Annotated in this window: 15 protein-coding genes; 7 read left to right on the top strand and 8 right to left on the bottom strand. The window is 71.1% G+C overall.

What is annotated here, in order from left to right; all coding sequences use genetic code 11:
* Positions 1–207 precede the first annotated feature (207 nt).
* A complete protein-coding gene (locus tag ACH5A8_RS25280) occupies positions 208–711 on the bottom strand; it encodes a MarR family winged helix-turn-helix transcriptional regulator (RefSeq protein ID WP_399005547.1) in 504 nt (167 codons plus the stop codon).
* 167 nt (positions 712–878) lie between these two features.
* Here ACH5A8_RS25280 and ACH5A8_RS25275 point away from each other — a divergent pair, with 167 nt between their 5' ends.
* The 3 genes from ACH5A8_RS25275 to ACH5A8_RS25265 all read left to right on the top strand — a co-directional run bounded on the left by ACH5A8_RS25275 (position 879) and on the right by ACH5A8_RS25265 (position 3734).
* Positions 879–1418 carry a phenolic acid decarboxylase gene (locus tag ACH5A8_RS25275; protein ID WP_399005545.1) on the top strand — a complete coding sequence of 180 codons (540 nt, stop codon included), beginning with the start codon at positions 879–881 and terminating at the stop codon, positions 1416–1418.
* 191 nt (positions 1419–1609) lie between these two features.
* A complete protein-coding gene (locus ACH5A8_RS25270; protein ID WP_399005543.1) occupies positions 1610–2149 on the top strand; it encodes a TetR/AcrR family transcriptional regulator in 540 nt (179 codons plus the stop codon).
* 1240 nt (positions 2150–3389) lie between these two features.
* Entirely contained in the window at positions 3390–3734 is a 345-nt protein-coding gene (locus ACH5A8_RS25265) for a MerR family transcriptional regulator (RefSeq protein WP_399005541.1), read from the top strand.
* Between the two features lie 219 nt (positions 3735–3953).
* On the opposite strand, the gene ACH5A8_RS25260 is transcribed toward ACH5A8_RS25265, so the two are convergent.
* The 4 genes from ACH5A8_RS25260 to ACH5A8_RS25245 all read right to left on the bottom strand — a co-directional run bounded on the left by ACH5A8_RS25260 (position 3954) and on the right by ACH5A8_RS25245 (position 9195).
* Positions 3954–4805, bottom strand: a complete 852-nt coding sequence (locus ACH5A8_RS25260) for an ABC transporter ATP-binding protein (protein ID WP_399005539.1) — start codon at positions 4803–4805, stop codon at positions 3954–3956.
* The gene (locus ACH5A8_RS25255; protein WP_399005537.1) at positions 4802–6655 is read right to left on the bottom strand and encodes a dipeptide/oligopeptide/nickel ABC transporter permease/ATP-binding protein; all 1854 of its coding nucleotides are present in this window, start codon (positions 6653–6655) and stop codon (positions 4802–4804) included. Before ACH5A8_RS25255 ends, ACH5A8_RS25260 begins: the two co-directional genes overlap by 4 nt.
* Positions 6652–7593 (bottom strand): ABC transporter permease, encoded by a 942-nt coding sequence (locus ACH5A8_RS25250; RefSeq protein WP_399005535.1) that lies wholly within the window; start codon positions 7591–7593, stop codon positions 6652–6654. The genes ACH5A8_RS25255 and ACH5A8_RS25250 overlap by 4 nt, the downstream gene beginning before the upstream one ends.
* A 72-nt stretch (positions 7594–7665) precedes the next feature.
* Complete coding sequence (locus ACH5A8_RS25245) at positions 7666–9195, bottom strand: ABC transporter substrate-binding protein (RefSeq protein ID WP_399005534.1); 1530 nt, start codon at positions 9193–9195, stop codon at positions 7666–7668.
* Positions 9196–9487: 292 nt separating this feature from the next.
* Between ACH5A8_RS25245 and ACH5A8_RS25240 the strand changes: the two genes are divergently transcribed.
* The gene (locus tag ACH5A8_RS25240) at positions 9488–10147 is read left to right on the top strand and encodes a TetR/AcrR family transcriptional regulator (RefSeq protein WP_399005532.1); all 660 of its coding nucleotides are present in this window, start codon (positions 9488–9490) and stop codon (positions 10145–10147) included.
* On the opposite strand, the gene ACH5A8_RS25235 is transcribed toward ACH5A8_RS25240, so the two are convergent.
* Positions 10137–11114 carry an SGNH/GDSL hydrolase family protein gene (locus ACH5A8_RS25235; protein WP_399005530.1) on the bottom strand — a complete coding sequence of 326 codons (978 nt, stop codon included), beginning with the start codon at positions 11112–11114 and terminating at the stop codon, positions 10137–10139. The two genes, ACH5A8_RS25240 and ACH5A8_RS25235, sit on opposite strands and share 11 nt — an antisense overlap.
* A 351-nt stretch (positions 11115–11465) precedes the next feature.
* On the opposite strand from ACH5A8_RS25235, the gene ACH5A8_RS25230 reads away from it, so the two are divergent.
* Together ACH5A8_RS25230 and ACH5A8_RS25225 are read left to right on the top strand one after the other, a co-directional pair.
* Complete coding sequence (locus tag ACH5A8_RS25230) at positions 11466–13856, top strand: glycoside hydrolase family 3 C-terminal domain-containing protein (RefSeq protein ID WP_399005528.1); 2391 nt, start codon at positions 11466–11468, stop codon at positions 13854–13856.
* Position 13857: 1 nt separating this feature from the next.
* Complete coding sequence (locus tag ACH5A8_RS25225; RefSeq protein ID WP_399005526.1) at positions 13858–15090, top strand: serine hydrolase domain-containing protein; 1233 nt, start codon at positions 13858–13860, stop codon at positions 15088–15090.
* A 306-nt stretch (positions 15091–15396) separates the two neighbouring features.
* Here ACH5A8_RS25225 and ACH5A8_RS25220 read toward each other — a convergent pair whose 3' ends face one another.
* Both ACH5A8_RS25220 and ACH5A8_RS25215 read right to left on the bottom strand, forming a co-directional pair.
* Positions 15397–15975: a TetR/AcrR family transcriptional regulator gene (locus ACH5A8_RS25220; RefSeq protein WP_399005524.1), complete on the bottom strand. Its 579-nt coding sequence runs from the start codon at positions 15973–15975 to the stop codon at positions 15397–15399.
* Positions 15976–15985: 10 nt separating this feature from the next.
* Positions 15986–17290 (bottom strand): glycoside hydrolase family 1 protein, encoded by a 1305-nt coding sequence (locus ACH5A8_RS25215; RefSeq protein ID WP_399005522.1) that lies wholly within the window; start codon positions 17288–17290, stop codon positions 15986–15988.
* A gap of 249 nt (positions 17291–17539) precedes the next feature.
* Between ACH5A8_RS25215 and ACH5A8_RS25210 the strand changes: the two genes are divergently transcribed.
* Positions 17540–19156 carry a family 20 glycosylhydrolase gene (locus tag ACH5A8_RS25210; protein ID WP_399005520.1) on the top strand — a complete coding sequence of 539 codons (1617 nt, stop codon included), beginning with the start codon at positions 17540–17542 and terminating at the stop codon, positions 19154–19156.
* Positions 19157–19753: the final 597 nt, after the last annotated feature.

Raw genomic sequence — 19753 nt, 5'->3', positions numbered from 1 at the left:
GCAGCTTCATCGGTACGGGTGAACAGAGGCCGACGCTGAGGTTGTCGCAAGAGGTATACGGCCTGGTCCGGCTGGATCTGCCCCGCCGGAATCCGGCGGCGCCGCCAAGAACTCACCGGTGAGGCAACCGACACCATCTCGATGACGGAGTTCAACCAGGGCATCGATCCGGTGGACATCACACTCGACGGGATGTTCGCACCCTGATCAAGGGCTGACCGAGTCCGGCCGGGTGCCGTCGCCGGTCTCCAGTGCGGTGACCAGCCGGTCCAGAGCCGGCAGCGCCTGGTGCAGCGCCGCCCGGTCGGCATCGGACAGCTCCTCCACGACGCGGGTGAGGGCCGCGGTGCTGGCCCGGTCGTAGCGCTCCAGCAGGTGCAGGGCTTCCTCCGACGCGGTGAGCACCACAGTCCGTTGGTCGTGCTCGGGCCGGACCCGTTCCACCAGCCGTGCGGCGGACATCGCCCGGACCAGGTTGCTCACGGTGGAAGGTGCCACCCGCACGCGTGTGGCCGCTGCGCCGGGGCTGAGACCCTCGGGCGAGGAGGACAGGGCCCGCAGCAGTTCGATCTGTGCCTCCGGCAGGTCGGGCAGTCCCTCGGCGTTGCGGGTGGCACGCAGGACGGCACGCCGCAGCGGTCCCAGAAGTCCGCCCAGTCCCGCCGCGACGCGGGCTGCCTCCGGTGTCCCGGGTGCACTGCGGTCACCCATCCCGTCCGCCGCTCTGTGTGTGTTGCGCATGCCCCATTGTGGACTGCGCAGACAAAGTTTTGCGGCAAACATATTTTGTGGCAAAGTGGAATGGAGGGCGATGGCACCGGACCGGCCGAACCGTACGCCGGCGGGTGACCGCTCGCAGCACAGCAAGGAGCACCACCATGACCACCCTGCACGACACCCCTACGACCGTCGAAAACCCCGTCCCGCCGCAGGATCTGTCCGGCATCGTCGGGCACCGGTTCATCTACACGTACGCCAACGGCTGGCAGTACGAGATGTACGTGAAGAACGCCACGACCATCGACTACCGCATCCACTCCGGGATGGTCGGCGGCCGCTGGGTGAAGGACCAGGAGGTCGACTTGGTGCGGCTCGCCGACGACGTTTACAAGGTGTCCTGGAACGAACCGACCGGCACCTCGGTCGTCGTCAACGTGCTGCCTCGCCTGCGGGTCCTGCACGGCACCATCTTCTTCCCGCAGTGGATCGAGCAGGACGGCAGCAAGACGGTGCTCTACCAGAACGACCACCTGGAGGAGATGCGCGCCTACCGGGACGCCGGCCCCACCTACCCGATCTACGTCGTCCCGGAGTTCGCGCGCATCACCTTGTTCGAGTACGTCGGCGAGAACGTTGAGAGCGTCGTCGCGGTGGGCCCCGAGGACCTGCCCCGGGGCTTCGCCGACCGCACTAACTGAAAGACGGCGGGTCTGTCGAACGAACGAATGATGTAACGGGGGTAGTTGGGGCTACTGGCGGGCTGCCGACAGTCGGCCGTCGAAGGTGATGTCGAAGGTCGTCGTCCGATACGAGGCGACCGTGCTGGTCGCAGCCCTCAACGAGTGGCTGTGATCAGCGCTTTCGGGACCGACTCCAGGTGTGGAATGTGGTGGTTGCCTCCAGGTCCACCCGGCCGGTCGCGACCCGGTTCACCGGCACATTCTCGTCGGGGATCAACGCGACCGGCATGGAGCAGATCGCGGAGCGGGCGCCGGTGTCCAAGCGCACCCCCTACACGCACTTCAGGACCAAAGACGAGCTGGTCCTCGCCCATCTCATGGACCTCTCCTCGACGGGACGCACCCTGGAGGGCGTGCTGGCACGCGAGGACATCCCCGCCAAGGAGCGAATCCTCGCACTGTTCGACCCGTCCCCGACCGGCACGGATCCCGTGCGCGGATGCCCGTTCATCGACGCCGCCGCGGAATTACCCGATCCCCAGAACGCGGTCCACTCCTACGCTCGCGAACAGAAACAGCTGTTGGTGCGGCTGGTGACCGACCTGGTAGCGGAACTGGGCTGCCGCGAGCCCGCCGTCCTCGCCGAGCAACTCGTGACCCTCGCGGACGACGCCGCGAGTCGCACCATGGTGCTGGGCGAGTCGAACTACAGAGCCGCGAACACCCAGGTCACGACGGAGCTGCCGTAGTGCCGCTGCTCGACGAAGGCCACCGCCAGCAGATCGAACGCCCCGGTCACCAGGCCGGTCGCGGTGGCCACAAGGACGGGCTGTGCCAGTCCCCGAGCGAACCTGTTCTGTCCGCCTGCCGGGCGGGGCTGCGGCTCGCCGCGATGGTGGAGCTGGGCCGTCCCGGGGGAAGAGACGAAGAGAAGGGTCCCCGGCAGCATACGAGCCGGTCGCCTGGCTCACAGAGAGCAGAACGGCGAGGGACGCTGTCCCGTACGACAGTCGGCCCACGAGTGCGGCGGTGAAGGTGGGGCGGGCGTGTGGAGTACGGAGAACGGCGGCGTACGAGGGGCGCGCAGAAGTAGGCGCAGACATGTGAAGGGTCCCTCGAAGGGGGGCGCGACAGGGACACCGATACGCCGCGACGGCTACGGCCGATTGCCGGGTGCCGATCGCGGGCCTGTGCGGGGCCCTATGCCAGGAGGAGGAGCACGAGGGGCAAGATGTCAGCGGTGCGGGTCCCACAGGTGGGAAGCCGGGGAAGTCGCCCCTGCGGCGGCCCGGATCACGGCCTGTCAGAACTCCCGACAGCAAACCCGTTTCACTGGTTCGTTCCCACTCGGACCCGAAACCCCCGTACCCGCGGAGAACCAACCCCGTGATCCGCGACCATCACCGGCTCGAGGGTGGCGCCGTCCAGCTCGGTGCCACCGGCCCCGGCCTGCCCGGGCCGTTCGGCACCTGACCCGTTCGGCACCTGACCCCCGGGATTCAACCAGGCGCAGCACCCTTCCGGGTGTATATGAGGCAGAAATCCCGGCACGGCCCAGGTGGGAAATCTGTCACGGTGACGGTAGACATTGGGTGCCTGCAGGGTTATTGTTTCTGTCGTACCCAGAAAGTCGAAGTGGGCACGGCAGACATGAACTGCCGTGCAAGCAGGTCAAGCAGGACGCGGCCCGAACGGGACGCGAGCAGTACCCGCGGTATCCAGCAGTACAACCGAGTAACCGAAGGTAAGGAGCAGAACGCCATCAGGATCGCCCGGGCGAGGAAGCAGTCCGCCCGGGTACCGCAAGACCCAGGATTGGAAGGTGGTCCCCGGTCACGCATCCGCGATCCCCGCAGCCCCGCCCTCCCAGGCGGACACTGCGGACAGACAAGGCCGGCGCAGCCGGCCGGTAGATGGTGTTGAAAGCTCGGGGCCCGGGTGCCGCTACGGCACCCGGGCCCCCCGACGCATCCCCGGAAGAAGAGGTATATGCCCCCTCGCGGCACCCGCCCCGCCGACAACCTCGACGACGACGGCTACCCCGCCTACACCATGGGCCGGGCCGCCGAGATGCTCGGCACCACCCCCGCCTTCCTCCGCACCCTCGGCGAACACCGCCTGATCACCCCCCTGCGCTCCGAAGGCGGCCACCGCCGCTACTCCCGCTACCAGCTGCGCATCGCCGCCCGGGCCCGCGAACTCGTCGACCAGGGCACTCCCATCGAGGCCGCCTGCCGCATCATCATCCTCGAAGACCAGCTCGAAGAAGCCCAGCGCATCAACGAGCGACTGCGCGCCCAAGCCGTCCAGCCGCAGCCGAAAGCCTCGGCCTGACAAGCTGCCGGTCCCGGTGCCATCGCGGGATTTCCAGCAGGCCGCCGAGCCGTGATCGGCGGCGCAACCGGCTCAAGCGCCTTCGGTGACGGCCCGCCGCCCTCGAGGCTTCATGGCCGGCACCGGCCTGGACCTCGACGAACTCACGTGACCTTGACAAGCTGAAGTCAGTAGCCGTTGTCGGACTCCCGGCTCACCCCCTGACGGCAGCCCTTGCCGTCAGGAGTCGAGCGTTCCGTGCGCGGTCTGTCTGCGTCGACGCTGCTCGGGGACATCCGCCACCGGGGCGGAGAGCATCAGCGCGCGGGTGTATTCGTGCTGCGGTGTGGTGGTGACGGTGTGGGCGTCGCCTGCTTCCACGATGTCCCCGTGGTGGATCACCGCGACCCGGTGGCTCATGAAGCGCACGACCGACAGGTCGTGGGTGACGAAGAGGTAGGCGATCCCGGTCTGTTCCTGAATCTCCAGGAGCAGGTCGAGAACGGTACGCCGGGTGGTGAGGTCGAGGGCGGACACCGGCTCGTCACAGATGACGAGCCGGGGTCGCAGGGCAAGTGCGCGGGCGATGGCGACGCGTTGGCGCTGCCCGCCGGAGAACTCGCGGGGCAGGCGGGCCGCCGCGTCGGCGGGGAGGTGGACACGGGCGAGCAGTTCACCGACCCGGCCGCGAGCCTCCTTGGCGCCGATGCCGTGTCCGAGCAGGGGTTCGGCGAGGGTGTCCCCGATGGTGAGGGAGGGGTTCAGCGAGGTGTAAGGGTCCTGGAAGACGACCTGGAGGTCGCGGCTCAGCTGGCGGCGGCGGGCGGCAGGGGCCTGCTCGATGCGTTCACCGGCGAAGGTGATGGTGCCTGACCGGACCGGGACGAGTCCGAGGACCGCGCGGCCGATGGTCGTCTTGCCCGAGCCGGACTCGCCGACCAGGCCGAGCGTTTCGCCCGGTCGGACGTCGAACGAGACGCCCTTGAGCACCTCCGTGCGCGGGGCACGCCGGCCCTTGCCGCGGAAGGAGACCCGCAGGCCCCGCACCTGGAGCAGGGCGTCCGTGGAGGTGGCGGCTTCGGTCGCGGTCATGCGGTGGCGCTCCTTGTCTCTCGGGCCCGCCAGGGGGCTCTGGGCGGGGCTTCGTCGAGCACGGCGCCGAGCAGGGTCCGGGTGTAGGGGTCGCGGGGGGCGTGGAGAACCTCTTCGGCGCTGCCGGTCTCCACGATCCGGCCGGCGTTCATCACGGCGACGCGGTCGCACAGGTCCGCGACGACGCCGAGGTCGTGGGTGACCAGGAGCACGCCCAGGGCGCGGTCCTTCTGCAGGCGGCGCAGCAGGTCGAGGACCTCCGCCTGGACGCGCACGTCGAGCGCGGTGGTGGGCTCGTCGGCGATGAGGAGTTCGGGGTCGCAGGACATCGCACCGGCGATCAGGACGCGCTGGGCCATGCCGCCCGAGATCTGGTGGGGGTACAGGCGCAGTGTGCGCTCGGGGTAGGGGATCTCCACCATGCGCAGCAGGTCGGCGGCGCGGCGGGCCGCTTCCCGGCGGGAGATGCCGAGGACGTGCCGCATGGGTTCCATGAGCTGGCTGCCGACGGTGAATGCGGGGTCCAGGTTGCTCATGGGTTCCTGGGGGACGTAGGCCACCGTGCCGCCCCGCAGGGCGCGGTAGGCGCGTTCGGGCAGGCCGGTGACTTCCCGTCCCTTTATGGTGATGCTTCCGCCGCTGACCGCTCCGCCGTCCGGCAGGATGCCCAGCACGGAGAAGGCGGTCTGCGTCTTGCCGGAGCCGGACTCGCCGACCAGGCCCACGATCTCACCGGCGCGGACGTCGAGGTCGACGCCGTGCACGACCTCCTTGCGGGTGCCGTCCGGCTGGGCGTAGGCGACGGTGAGGCCGCGCACCGAGAGCAGCCCGGAGCGGTCGGAGCCGTCGGCGGGCGAGTCCTTCGCGGCGGCGGCGGCAGCGGCAGGGAGCGGGGGTGCGGCGCCGTGCCGGGCCCGGCGGGGCGCGGCCGTTTCGGCGCCCCGGTCCTCCAGGATGTCGCGCAGGGCCCCGGCGAGCAGGACGAGGCAGCCGTTGGTCAGACCGAGAGCGAGGCCCGGCCACAGCATCAGCAGCGGCGCGCGCTGGATGTTCTGGAACGCTTCGTTGAGCATCGCCCCCCAGGTCGCGGCCGATCCGCTGCCGATCCCCAGGAATTCCAGACCGGCCTGGAGCCCGATGGCGATGCCGGTGACGAGGGCCACCTGGATGATGACGGGGCCGCGCACGACGATGAGGATGTGCCGGGCGACGATGCGGGCGTCGGACAGGCCCGACACCTTCGCGGCGTCGACGTAGAGCGCTCCGCGTACGCCCGCGACCACGCCGCGCACGAGGCGGAAGAAACTCGGTGCCGCGAGCACGCCGAGCACCGTCATCAGGGCCCAGACGCGCGGGCCGAGGATGGCACGGGAGGCGAGCAGCACCACCATGGCGGGCAGGGCCATGACGAGGTCGACGACCCAGTTGGTGAGGGAGTCGAACCAGCCGCCGCGGTAGCCGGCGTACAGACCCGACGGCACCCCGAGGACGAGAGCGATCCCGAGGGCGATCAGGGCTCCGCCGAGGGTGTTGCGCCCGCCGTAGAGGATGCGCGAGAGGATGTCGCGGCCGGCGGAGTCCATGCCCAGCGGATGCGCGCCATTGGGTGTGGCGAAGGCGTCGCCGAGCGAGGAGACCTGGGGGCCTTGCGGGGAGAGCAGCGGTGCCAGGCACACGGCCGCGACCAGGAGCAGCAGCACGGCGGCGGAGAGGGCGCCGAGCGGGTGCCTCAGCAGACGCCGGACGGTGCCTGTGCGGTGGGCCGGTGGTTCGCCGGCGGGCCCGGCGGCGGGGCCGGGGCGCCCCGTGCGGGCCGCCGCGGGCGCGTCGGCGGGAAGGTACTCGCTCATGCGGCCCTCGCCTTCGGGTCGAGCCAGCCGATCAGGATGTCGACCAGGAGGTTGATCAGGACGACGCCGGCCACGCTGAGCATGACGAGCGCCATGATCACGGGGATGTCGCCGCGGGTGGTGTAGGTGACGGTCATGCTGCCGATGCCGGGGAGCCCGAAGATCTGCTCCACCAGCACGGCTCCGCCGAGCAGGCCCACGAACTGCATGCCGAGGACGGACAGCGCCGGCGCCGAGGCGTTGCGCAGGACGTGTCGGAACACGATCCGGGAGGCGGGCAGGCCGCGGGCGCGCAGGGTACGGACGTAGTCCTGGCGCAGTACGTCGATCACCGCGCCGCGCACCTGCTGGGAGACGCCCGCCACGGATGCCACCGACAGGGACAGGACCGGCAGCGTGATGGTGGACAGCCAGCCGCCGGGGGACTGGGTGAACGCGGTGTATCCGATGGCGGGGAACCAGCCGAGGCGGACCGCGAAGACCAGCACGACGACCAGGGTGACGAGAAAGCCCGGGAGTGCGTAGCCGACGACGCCCAGGATCTGGACGAAGCGGTCCGCGGCACCGCGCCGGACTCCCGCCCAGACGCCCAGCAGGAACGACACGACGGTCGTGACGAGCGTGACGCCCAGCATCAGGCTCACGGTGACCGGCAGCCGGCCCGCGACGGCCTCGCCGACGTCCTCGCTGGTGAACCAGGAGGTGCCGAGGTCACCACGGACGGCGTGGGCGAGCCAGTCGGCGTACTGGGCGAGGACCGGGCGGTGAAGGCCCAGTGAGGCGTTCTTGGCGTCCACGGCCGCCTGATCGGCGCTCTGGCCGAGGAGCTGGCGGCCGACGTCCACGTCCGCGATCGACAGCAGCAGGTAGGTGAGGAACGACAGGACGAGCAGGAGCAGGGCTCCGGCCGCGATCCTGCGGGCGACGAAGTTCAGCATGGCACTCGGTATCCGTGACCGGCCGCCGGGAGCGGTCGCGCGGGTTCCCGCCCGACCGCCCCCTGGGCGGACTCACTTGACGGGGGCGTAGTTGTAGATCGAGGGGACGGCCATGCCGGACTGCGGGGTGATCTTCACCGTGCCGTCCGAGACGTGCAGGTAGGTCATCCGGTAGAAGGGGACGAACCAGCCTGACTTCACGAGGTGTTCGTTCAGGGCCCGTGCGGCCTGCTTCGCCTGCTCGCCGCTGCCGGTCTGGATCCGCGGGATCAGCTCGCGCACGGTGGGGTCGGTGGTGCCGAACATGTTGAAGGCGCCGGGGGTGACCAGTTCGTTGACGACGACCCAGTCGGACGCGGACTGGCCGATGTTCATGACGAGGCCTGAGTACGCACGGTCGGTGAACACCTTCCGGACCGCCGAGCCGCCGTCGAGGTCGTCCCAGACCAGCTTGACGCCGATGGCCTTGAAGTCGGTGGCCAGCGACGATGCGAGCGCGTCGTTGACCATGGCGGCGATGCGCGGCAGCTTCAGTGTGAAGCCCTGGGCGTAGCCCGCTTCCTTCAGCAATCTCCTGGCTCTGGCCGGGTCGTGGGGGTAGTACGTGTCCAGCTGCCTGTCATACCCCTGGGTGCCGGGGCCGAAGACCTGGTCGGTGACCTGACCGCGGTCCTGACGGATGGCGTGGAGCATGGCCGCGCGGTCGATCGCGCAGTTCAGTGCCTGGCGGACGCGGGGGTCCTTCAGGGCCGGGGTCAGCTTCCCGTCGCGGTCGAAGAGCAGCAGCCCCTGGAAGTCGAACTCCTGCTTCGCCGTCTTCATCCTGGCATCGGACTCGACGCTGATCTGCTGGTCGGCGGTCTGCAGGAGGGCGGCGTTCACCTGTCCGGTCTTGAGGCCGTTGACGATCGCCGTCTCGTTGTCGAAGAAGCTGATCGTGAGGTTCGCGTAGGGGAGCCGCTTGCCCCAGTAGGCGTTGTTGCGCTGGTAGACCCACTTGGTGCCGATCGTCGTGCGTGCCTTGACGAGGCGGTAGGGGCCGGTGCCGTCAGGGGTCGTCTTGAGGCTGTCGGCCTTCGCGAACTTCGCCGGGTTGGCCATCAGGCCGGCCGCGTCGCTCAGGTAGAACAGCATGGCGGGGTCGGCCTGCTTGAGTTTCAGGGTGACGTGCGAGGCGTCCGCGACGTCGACCGAGTCCAGGTCGTTCAGCCACTTCGCGTCGGCGCCGCCGCCCTTCTTGAAGCGCTCCATGTTCGCTTTGACCGCTGCGGCATCGAAGGCGGTGCCGTCGGCGAACTTCACGTCCTTGCGCAGCGTGAGGGCGAGTTCGGTGCGGTCGGAGTTGTACTTCCAGGAGGTGGCGAGCATCGGGCTGAAGGCGCCGTCAGGCTCCCGCTTGACGAGTGTGTCGTACGTGGCCTGGAAGAAGGGCAGGGCACTGCCGACCGCCTGCGTGGGGTCGAGGCTCTGCGGGAAGGTCAGGGTCGCGATGTTCAGCGTGGAGGAGTCGGCGCTCCCGGTGCCGGAGCCGGTGCATCCCGCGAGGGCGAGGGACGCCGCCGCGCATGCGGCGACGGCCCCGCTTCGGGTGTTTCTGCTCATGAGATTCGCTCCGTCTGGAGGGCCGGGGAGGGCGTCCCGGGCGAGATTGGCGGTGAGCTTACTCGTGGAATTAACCACTTGGTAGGTTTTTCGAGATGGAGTTGACCAGGGGAGTCGCGCCGACCGTCGGCCGGTCGGCAGCGGGCGGTGGCCGGTGCCGACCGGCCGCCGCACCGGACGGCCCGCAGCGGCGGGGAACCGTGGCAGGCTGCCTGTGACAACCGCCGCAGGGCGGGGACGCGCCCCCGCCCTGCGGCGGGCGCCGGTCGGACGACGGCAGGAGGCCGCAGAGTTGAGCGAACGACCCGAGAGTGTTCCGCGACGCCCGTCGAAGGGCGAACGCACACGGGCCCGCATTCTCGACTCCGCGGCCGAACTGTTCTCCCGTTCCGGCTTCAACGCCGTGTCGCTGCGTGACATCGCCGCGCACGCGGGGCTGACGCACGCCGGGGTGCTGCACCACTTTCCGGGCAAGGAGTCCCTGCTGATCGAGGTGCTCGGCCACCGCGACAGGATCGACGCGCAGTCGGTCTTTCCCGGCATCGTCCACCCGGGCACCCCCGAGCCGGATCCGGGTGAACGGTTGCGCCTGCTGGTCGGTCTGGTGGCGCGCAACAGTCGGACTCCGGGACTCGTCGCGCTCTACACGAAACTCTCCGCGGAGGCCACCGACCCCCAGCACCCCGCGCACCACTACTTCAGGGAGCGCTACCGCATCCTCCGGGAGGAGATGACCGTGCTCATCGAGGCCCTGCGGGCCGAGGTCGCCCCGCAGGTCCAGGGCGATCCGGCGATCATGGCACGGCAGTTGCTTGCGCTGATGGACGGTCTGCAGACGCAGTGGCTGATGGAGCCGGACGCCGTGGAGATGGAGGAACTGGTACGCGACTTCCTGCGCCGGCTGGGACTCGACCCGGAAGGCGGCGGGGGACAGGCCGGCGTCAGCGCGTGAGCGACGCGAGAACCGCATCGGCCGTACTCCGGTGCCCGGCCGCGTTGGGGTGGAACCCGGCAGCTTCCGCCGAGTCGCCGGGTTCGATCCAGCGCACGCCCGCGGGCTTGCACACGTCGTGCCCGATCGAGGGCCGGTAGGCGTCGACGTAGGTGGCGTCGTACACGTTGGCCTGCTGGGCGAGCATCGTGTTGAGCTGCTTCTCCTTGTCCCGGACCCAGGGGAAGTCTCCCGTGGCGAGCGCGACCGTCTCCCGGCAGGCGGTGCCGTCGTCGGGGAAGAGGGCCGGGTAGCCCACCAGCAGCACCCTCGCGCGCGGGGACCGGGCGTGGATCTCCGCGAGGACCGTATCGATCCTGGGTGCCGTGGTGTTGATGCGGGAACCGATCTCGTCGGTGCCGAGCAGGGTGTAGCTCTGTTTGCAGGGGGAGCCGTTCGGCGCCAGGTATCCGAGGAGCACGCAGCGTGTGATCACGCCGCCCAGGTCCAGGTCGTTGCCGCCGATGCCCAGGGTGACCAGGGTGGTGTCGGGGCGCAGGGCGTCGAGTTGCGGCGGGGCAGAGTCCTGGCGGCCTGTCATGTCGCTGGTGTCGGCTCCGGCGCAGGTCACGTCGGTGAACGACGTCGCGCCGACGGCACGCGCCACCAGCGACGGGTAGTTGTTCGAGGAGCGCCCGCAGAGGGAGTCGGTCTGCTCGGGGATGCCGAGGCCGGAACTGTAGGAGTCCCCGAGCGCGACGTAACGCACCTCGCCGGCGGCGCGCTGGGCGGTGCGCCCGGCAGGGTGCTCCGGTGCGGGAGCCGCGGTGGCGGCCGCCGTCGCGCCGGCCAGCAGGGCGATGGCTGCCGCGGTCACGACGCCGGTGCGCAGCAGCGCACTTCGGCAGGTGCCGGTGCCGTGCGGGGACGCGGTACGGGACGTGTGTCCCGCGGCGGGCGGGGCGGACGGCTGACTGGCTGGGGACATGTCCGGTCCTCGTTTCATCGGCGAGCGGAAGGAGGCGCGGCGGCGGGATCAGGACGCTGTCCCGGAGCGGCGCGGCTCGAGCGCGAAAACCGTAAGTTGATCGGTTTCTGCTCGTCAATAGGTTGCGCGGAGCGGAATCGACCGACGGGACTCGCCCCTTACTCGCCGGTAGACAGTCTTGACAGTGAAAACCGATCATTTTATGGTTTTCAGATCATCCGGCCGTCGACGCGGCTCACCCGCACCGGCCCGGAGGTTCTTCACACACCGTCAGCGAGCGGCCCGTCGCGGCAGCCCGGAAGCAGCGGCCCGGCCCCACCCCGCCTCACGAGACCTCGACAGGTGCGCCGAATGACCCACCAGACCCCACCGCCAGCGACCCAGGATCCGGCACCGCCGCAACTCACCCTCGCCCTCGCCGAGAAGGCGGCTCTGACCAGCGGTGCCGGTGACTTCGTCACCACCGCCGTCGCCTCCTGCGGCATCCCGGCGGTCGCCCTGTCCGACGGCCCGCACGGGCTGCGGCTGCCGAAGGAGAGCGGCGACGGCGGACAGCTCGACCTGCACAGCGCCGCTCCCGCCACCTGCTTCCCGCCCGCCACGGCCCTCGGCAGCAGCTGGGATCCGCAGCTCGCCCACCGCGTCGCCGGCGCGATCGCCGCGGAGGCGAGCGCCCACGGCATCCACGTCGTGCTCGGGCCCGGCGTCAACATCAAGCGGTCACCGCTGTGCGGACGCAACTTCGAGTACTTCTCCGAAGACCCCCTGCTGTCGGCCGAGATGGGCGGCGCGATGGTCCGTGGGCTGCAGGAGGCGGGCGTCGGGGCGGCACTCAAGCACTACGCCGCCAACAACCAGGAGACCGACCGCATGCGGGTCAGCGCCGACGTCGACGAGCGGCCGCTGCGCGAGATCTATCTGCGGGCCTTCGAACGCATCGTCCGCCGCGACCGCCCCTGGTCCGTCATGGCCTCCTACAACGGCGTCAACGGCGTCCCGCTGACCGAGAACACCCGGCTGCTCACGGACATCCTGCGCACCGAGTGGGGCTTCGAGGGCATCGTCATGTCCGACTGGGGCGCCGTGCGCGACCGCGTCGCCGCGCTGCGCGCCGGTCTCGACCTCCAGATGCCGGGCACGGACGGGCGCACCGACCACCAGGTCGTCGCCGCGGTGGCCGGCGGCGACCTCGACGAGTCGGTGCTCGACACCGCGGTGGAACGGCTCGTCCGCTTCGCCCGGCGCACGACCAGCGTGGTACCCCCTCACCGCGAGGTGCCCGTCGACGAGCACCACCGCCTCGCCCGAGAGGCCGCGGAGCGGTGCATCGTGCTCCTGAAGAACGACTCGGAGCTGCTGCCCCTCGATCCGGCCACGGGAAGGGTGGCGGTCATCGGTGAACTGGCCCGCACCCCGCGCTACCAGGGCGCGGGCAGTTCCCAGGTGACGCCGACCTGCCTGGACACACCCCTGGACTGCCTGCACCGGCTCTCCGGCGGCGCCCGGGTGGACTTCGCCGCGGGCTATGTGCTCCCGGGCGTCGCGGCGACGGACACGGCCGGGAAGGCGGCACCGGGCCCGGCCCCGGACGCGAACACGGACACGGATGCGGAGGCGGCCCTGGCCGACGAAGCCGTACGGCTCGCGGCCGTGAGCGACACCGTGGTGCTCTTTCTCGGCCTTGCCGCCCAGGACGAGTCGGAGGGCTTCGACCGCGACCACATCGACCTGCCGGACGTCCAACTGCGCCTGCTGGAACGGGTCCGGGCCGTCAACCCCAGGGTGTGCGTGGTGCTGTCCAACGGCGGCGTGGTACGGACCGCTCCCTGGCAGGCGGCCGTTCCCGCCCTGGTCGAGGGCTGGCTGCTCGGCCAGGCCGGCGGAGGGGCGCTCGCCCGGGTGCTGTTCGGCATGGTCAATCCCTCCGGCAAGCTGGCCGAGACCATCCCGCTGCGCCTGGAGGACTCGCCCAGCCACCTTTCCTTCCCGGGCGAGGAGGGCCGAGTCCGGTACGGAGAGGGAGTCTTCGTCGGATATCGCGGCTACGACGCCCGCCACTGCGAGGTCGCCTATCCCTTCGGCCACGGGCTGTCGTACACCACGTTCGCGTACTCCGGGCTGCGGGTCGCCCAGGACGGAGAGGGCGGGGCGTTCACCGTGTCGCTGACCGTCACCAACACCGGGGGCCGTGCGGGACGCGAGGTCGTCCAGATCTACAGCAGTGGCCCGACGGCCTCCGTGGTCGCTCGGCCGCCGAGGGAGCTGCGCGGCTTCGCCTCGGTGTCCCTGGCCTGCGGCGAGAGCCGCGAGGTGGTGGTGGAGCTGGCGCGCGACGACCTCGCGTACTACAGCGAACGCGAGGGCCGCCGGCGGGTGGAGGGCGGTGTCTACCGCATCGAGGCGGGCTCCTCCTCACGTGACATCCGCCTGTCGGCCGAGGTGAGCGTCCCCGGTGACCTCTCCCGCCTGCGCCTGAGCGGACGCAGCACGCTCGCGGAGTGGCTCGCGCACCCCGTGGGCGGGCCGCTGCTGAGCGAGAGGTTCGCCCGGGCCAGGCCGCAGGGGGCGGGACCGGGCGCCATGGGCGATCCGGTGATGCGCAGGTTCCTCGCGGGCATTCCGCTCGACGTGATCTCGGAGTTTCCGCAGAGCCCCGTGCCGCCCGAGGATGTGGCCGAACTGGCCGCTCTGGTCGCCGCCGCGGCGCACGGCCAAGGCGGCCGGGACCAGGAAGGAGAGTGACGTGACGAACGGGGCGGTGGTGGCGGCGGTCGGCGGGAGTGTGCAACCCGGCTGGGAGCGGGTGCGGGACGCCTTCGCCCGTGGCCAGGCGCACGATCCGGGTGCCGCTCAGCTGGCCGTCCATCACCACGGCCGGCTGGTCGTGGACCTTTGGACCACGGGCACCGCGGCGCCGCCGGACGGACGGCCGTTCGGACCGGACCGGATCGGCGTGCTGATGTCCGTGTCGAAGGCCATGGTCGCCGTCTGCGCCCATGTGCTGTGCGAACGGGGCGTCCTGGACCTGGACGCGCCCGTCGCACGATACTGGCCGGAGTTCGCGGCGCAGGGCAAGGTGGACACGCAGGTGGCCGACCTGCTCGCCCACCGCGCCGGGCTACCGGCCTTCACCGACGATCCCGCGGGTGTCGGGATGCCGGGGCACCTGGACTGGGAGGCACGCGTCAGCGCCCTCGCGGCCATGCGACCGGTGTGGGTTCCCGGATCGGCCTACCTCTACCACAGCCTCACCTACGGCCATCTGGTCGGAGAGGTCATCCGCCGGGTGTCGGGGGTGAGTGTCGGTTCCTTCTTCTCCCGGGAGGTGGCCGGACCGCTCGGACTCGACCTGTGGATCGGGCTGCCGGAACGGATGGAGCACCGGTTCGTCCCGCAGTTCGCCGTCAGGGACGCGCCCACGGCCGAACAGGTCGTGACGGCGATCGCGGATCTCGGCCTCTCCCCGGACGGCAGGCTGGCCGGCGCGCTGCGGGCTTCGGTGGCCGAACTGGACGCGGTCATCGACGCGTTGCGCACGCGACAGGGCAGGGCCTGCGAGCTTCCGGCCGCGGGGGGCATCGGCAACGCCCGCTCGCTCTCCCGGCTCTACGCGGCGCTCATCGGCAGGGTCGACGGCGTGCGGCTGCTGTCGAGCGCCACCCTCGACCGGGCACGCGCCCCGCACACCGACCACCTGCCGCAACCAGCGCCCCTGGACCGGCTCGACGGCCCGGACCGGTCCCGCTTCGGGCTCGGCTTCGAATTGCCCCGCCCGGGCGAACCGCTGCTGGGCGAGGGCTCCTTGGGCCATGCCGGAGCGGGGGGCCAACTCGGCATGGCCCACCCGGAGAGCGGGCTCGCGGTCGGCTACGTCTGTACGGCGATGTCCTGGGAGCCGTCGTCGGGACCCGATCCGCGCTGGGCGCAGTGGACGGCGGCCGTCAGGGAGGCGGCGGGTATCCCCGCCCGGAACTGACGTCGCTCCTCACGCGGCGCGGGCAGCGGCCACGGCAGCACGGCGACTCGCACGGCGGACGCCGGGCGGCAGTCCACGAATGGCGCAGGGACGGGGCGGGAGCCGGTACGAGACCGGCTCCCGCCCCGCGGTGTCCGCGTGCCACCCCTGGGACCGGCCCCCGCGACCTGACCCGGCTCCCCCCGCCCCGACCCCTCTCGACACGACCTGGCCGCCCTTCGACCCGAATGCCACCAGCGCGTCGCGGCCGCCCGCCCGTGGTGGACCTGGCCGGGCGCCCCGCGCGTCCCCTGCGCCTCCTCTTGGTCAGGCGCTCGGCTCTGCTGCGAGGAGCCGCATGATGTCGTCGATCGGCTGCTCCATGTCCACCGACCGGTCGATGAGCCACTGCAGCTGGATGCCGTCGGCCACCGCCAGCAGCAGGACCGCGAGGCGTTCGGCGGGGACCACGGTGGTCATCCGTCCTTCGTCCATCCGCTTCTGGACGAAGGCGGCGACGCGATCCCGCAGGACCGGATAGCGCTGGGCGAAGTGCTCGTGCGCCGGGTGACCGGGGTCGCTGGCGGCCGCCGCCATGGACACGAACAGCTCCACCAGACCGGGGGTCCGGGCGCTCTCCCGGATGATCTCCCGGTAACTCTCCGGGTTGGTCCGCTCGTCCTGCCGGACGCGGGCCGTCTCGTCGCGCATCCGCAGCACCTGCGTCAGCAGGTCTTCCTTGGAGTCGAAGTAGTGCATCAGGCCGGGCAGGCTGAGATTGCACCTGCCGGCGACCTTGCGCAGCGAGGTCCCCCGGTACCCTTCGGCCGCGAAGATCTCCAGAGCCGCGTGCAGGATCTCGGTGCGCTTCGCCTCGCCCTTCTCGTAAGGACCCCGTTTCGCCATGCCGACCAGCCTAACCCGCGGCCGGGACGCCGGTGGGGGCGGATGCCGGGCCGCCGGGAATACGTCCGGCGCGGGCCAGTGAGCCCAGCCAGCGGGCCGACTCCTTGGGTGTGCGGGCGAAGGTGTGCGGGTCGACCGAGATGAGCCCGAACGTCGGCCGGTAGGAACCCCACTCGTAGTTGTCCAGGGCGCTCCAGTGCAGATAACCGCGCACGTCGACGCCGTCGCGCATGGCCGCCGCCAGGCTTGCCAGGGCATCCGTGGTGTAGGCGATCCGCAGGGCGTCGTCGCCGGTGGCGATGCCGTTCTCGGTGACCAGGACGGGCACGTGCGGGCCGACGACACCGGCCGTGTGCCGCACCGCCTCGCCCAGGGCCTCCGGGTAGACCTCCCAGCCGGTCAGTGTGGTGGCGGCGCCCGCCGGCACGGGGAGCGGGCCGTCGGGGCCGATCCGGTGACGGGTGTACGCCTGCACGCCGACCCAGTCGTCCTCGCGGGCGGCTTCCAGGAAGACGTCCTCGCGCGGCCAGGCGTAGGCGGCGATGCGGTCCTCGGCTCCCGGCTCGGCATGGTAGACCTGGTTGGCCACCGTCCAGCCCACCTCCAGCCCGAGGCCGGACGACCTCAGAACGGCGGATGCGGCCCGGTGGGCGCGGATCAGCGCCCGGGTGACCTCGGCGTCCGGTTCGACCGCGCCGGGATCGAAGGCCGCGGCACCTTCCTGGCTCTCGTCCGCCGGAGTCGGTCGAGAGCCCGTGGAGACGCCGCCGGTGCGCTGGGCAGCCCTGCGCACCAGGCTGTGCATCAGCGCGATCATGTTCGGTTCGTTGATGGTGACCACGTGGCGCACACCGGCACGGAGGATCTCGGTGGCCGTCCGAGCGTAGGCCGCGAAGAGCTCGCTCGAATCCGGTGACGCCCAGCCCCCGAGTTCGCTGAACCAGCGGGGCGATGTGAAGTGGTGCAGCGTCACCACCGGGGTGAGGCCGCGTTCCAGGGCGCCGTTCACCATGGCGCGGTAGTGGGCGATGGCCGCGCGGGACACCTGCCCGCGCTCGGGCTCGATGCGGGCCCACTCGATGCCGAACCGGTAGGCGTTGAAGCCGAGTTCGCTCAGCATCTCCATGTCCTCGGGCCAGCGGTGGAAGCTGTCGGCCGCGTCCCCGCTGCGCTCGGCGACGAAGCTGCCAGGCCGGTTCTCCAGGGCCCACCAGTCACTGGAGACGTTGTTCCCCTCGACCTGGTGGGCGGAGGTGGAGGCGCCCAGGAGGAAGCCGTCCGGCAGCACGAGACCAGGCTCGGTCGAGGGGGTCATGAAAGGACTCCTTCCGCGTGGAGCCGGGGCGGCGGACGGCCGTGCTCGACTCCATGAAAAGCGTTCATTGATCGGTTTTCGTGTTAGCGTACAGGCGGACCCGGTCCGGCAGGAAGAGGCGACAGGGCCGCCGCGGACACGGCCCGCTGCACCAGGGCCCGGCGCCGACCTGACGCGGACGCCGGGTCCCTGGTCGCGGATGGCGCAAGCGACCTGTGAAGGTCCCGGACCAGCCCGTCGGAGGAGACCATGGACGCAGTCATTCCCAGCCCCGCGCGGCACACAGTGGTAGCCGGCGGCGGGGACCTGCCCGTCGCCGGGCCCTGGCGCATCCACGCACCCGACGGGCGTCTCGCCACGGTCGCCGGGGCGGTGCGCGCACTGCTGGAACCCCACCTGGGCGAGCGTCTGCTGCCGTCGGGCGCCGATGACGTCGCGGCAGACGCCGATCTCGCCCTCACCCTCGACCTGGACTTGGCGTCGCCCGCACCACACCGCACTCCCGTGGGTGTCAGCCCGCAGGGCCTGCCGGAACCGATGGACGAGTCCTACCGCCTCACGGTCGCCGACCGCGGCATCACCTGCCGGGCCGCCACCCCCGAGGGTGTGTTCCGGGCCGCCACCACAGCCGTCCAGTTGCTCACCGCGTCCGCTGCGGGGCTCGCCTACCAGGAACTGACGGACGCACCGCACTACGCGTGGCGCGGACTGATGGTCGATCCGGCGCGCGGTTACCTGACCCCGGGCGAATTGCGTCGCCTTGTCGACCTCGCGGCGCTCTACAAACTGAACGTGCTGCACCTGCACCTGACGGACAACGAGGGCTGGCGGCTGCACGTGCCCTCCGTGCCCCGCCTGACCGCCTGCGGGAACAACGGCACGGCGGGGGAGTTCTACACCACCGACGACTACCGCGATCTGCAGCGGTACGCGGCTGAGCGCTTCGTGACCGTCGTCCCCGAGATCGACCTGCCCGGCCACTGCGCCGCCCTGCGCGAGGCGGTGCCGGGACTTCCGGCCGCGCCCGCACCGGAAGGGCTGGCGGACCGCTTCCCGTTCGTGCCGCCGCTCGACCTGGCGGACCCGGCGACCCACGACATCGTGGCCGCGATCCTGGCCGACGTGTGCCGGCTGACCTCCGGTCCCTACGTGCACATCGGCGGGGACGAGGCCGTCGGGATGACCGCGGAGAGCTTCGCCCTCGCGATCCGCGAACTGCGCGCCCTGGTCGAGGCGTCCGGGAAACGGCCACTGGCCTGGCAGGAGTCTTCGCGGGCGGGAGTCACCGAGGACACCGTCGTCCAGTTCTGGGTGGACGTGGCGATGATGGACCTGCCCGACACGGAGGAGGAGCTGAGCCATCGCCCCGAACTGCTCAGGGCCGGACTCACCCTCGGGCTCATCAAGGCCATGAAGACGTTCTTCGCCCCCGCCGATCACGACGTCGCCCGCGTCGTCGAGGGCGGCGGACGCGTCCTGCTGTCCCCCCAGTCCCACCTCTACCTGGATCGCGCCTACGCCACGGACGTGACGCCACCCGACCAGACCGCGACCGCCGCCCGCCTGGGATTCCCCACCTACCGGCCGCGCGGGGTCCGGCACGCCGCCGCATGGGACCCGGCCTCCCACGCGATCCCGGATGCGCGGATCGCCGGGATCGAGGCGACGCTCTTCGGCGAGTCCGTCGAAGGGCTCGACGACGCGACCACTCTGCTGCTGCCTCGCCTCGCGTCCGTAGCGGAGACGGCGTGGACCGGACGGACGCCGGCGTGGCCGGACCACCGGGCCCGCCTGGCCCGCCACGCACGGATCTGGCAGGACCGGGGCCTGGCCTACTTGGCCTCCACGGAGGTCCCCTGGCCATGACCGGGCCGTAGCCGTTCCGCCGTCCCCGACCGCCTCCTCCAGGAGCCGTACGAGCTGGCGGGCGGCGGCGGAGAACCGACGGCCGCCCCGCGGAGAATCCGTCCGCGGGGCGGCCGTCGCTCACCTCACTCGGTGAAGCAGGAGTACTTCCAGGCGTCGTTGGCCGTGGAGTCGACGGTGTCGCCCGACGCACCGTTCACGTGGGAAGGGCGCACGCGCATCCGGTAGCCCGTGCCTGTCAGCGTGACGGCCGACTTGCCGTTGGTGCCGAACTCGAAGAACCGCGAGCCCGCGTCGCGCCACTTGCCCTGGTAGTGGATGTCGGGGGACAGTTTGTGCCTGTGCCCGGAGGTAGTAGCTCATCGTGGTCGTGAAGACAGCAGCGTGGAGACGGTCCGGGAAACGGTGACCCTGCCGGAACCGGACGCGGCCGAGCGCGACGCGTCGCCCGCGTGGGACACCCTGTACGTGACCTGGCCGCCGCCCGCGCAGCGAAGACGGGGTCCCGTTCGCGGCGGGCCACACGCACCGGTGACGAGCGATTCCCCGCGCTCACCGAGGCCTGCGTCAACAGTCCAGCCCGACGGGCAGGTTTCG

The sequence above is a fragment of the Streptomyces sp. NPDC018610 genome, assembly GCF_044391765.1.
Classification (GTDB): domain Bacteria; phylum Actinomycetota; class Actinomycetes; order Streptomycetales; family Streptomycetaceae; genus Streptomyces.
Note: the sequence above shows the minus strand (reverse complement) of the source record. Positions and strands in the feature narration are given on the sequence as shown.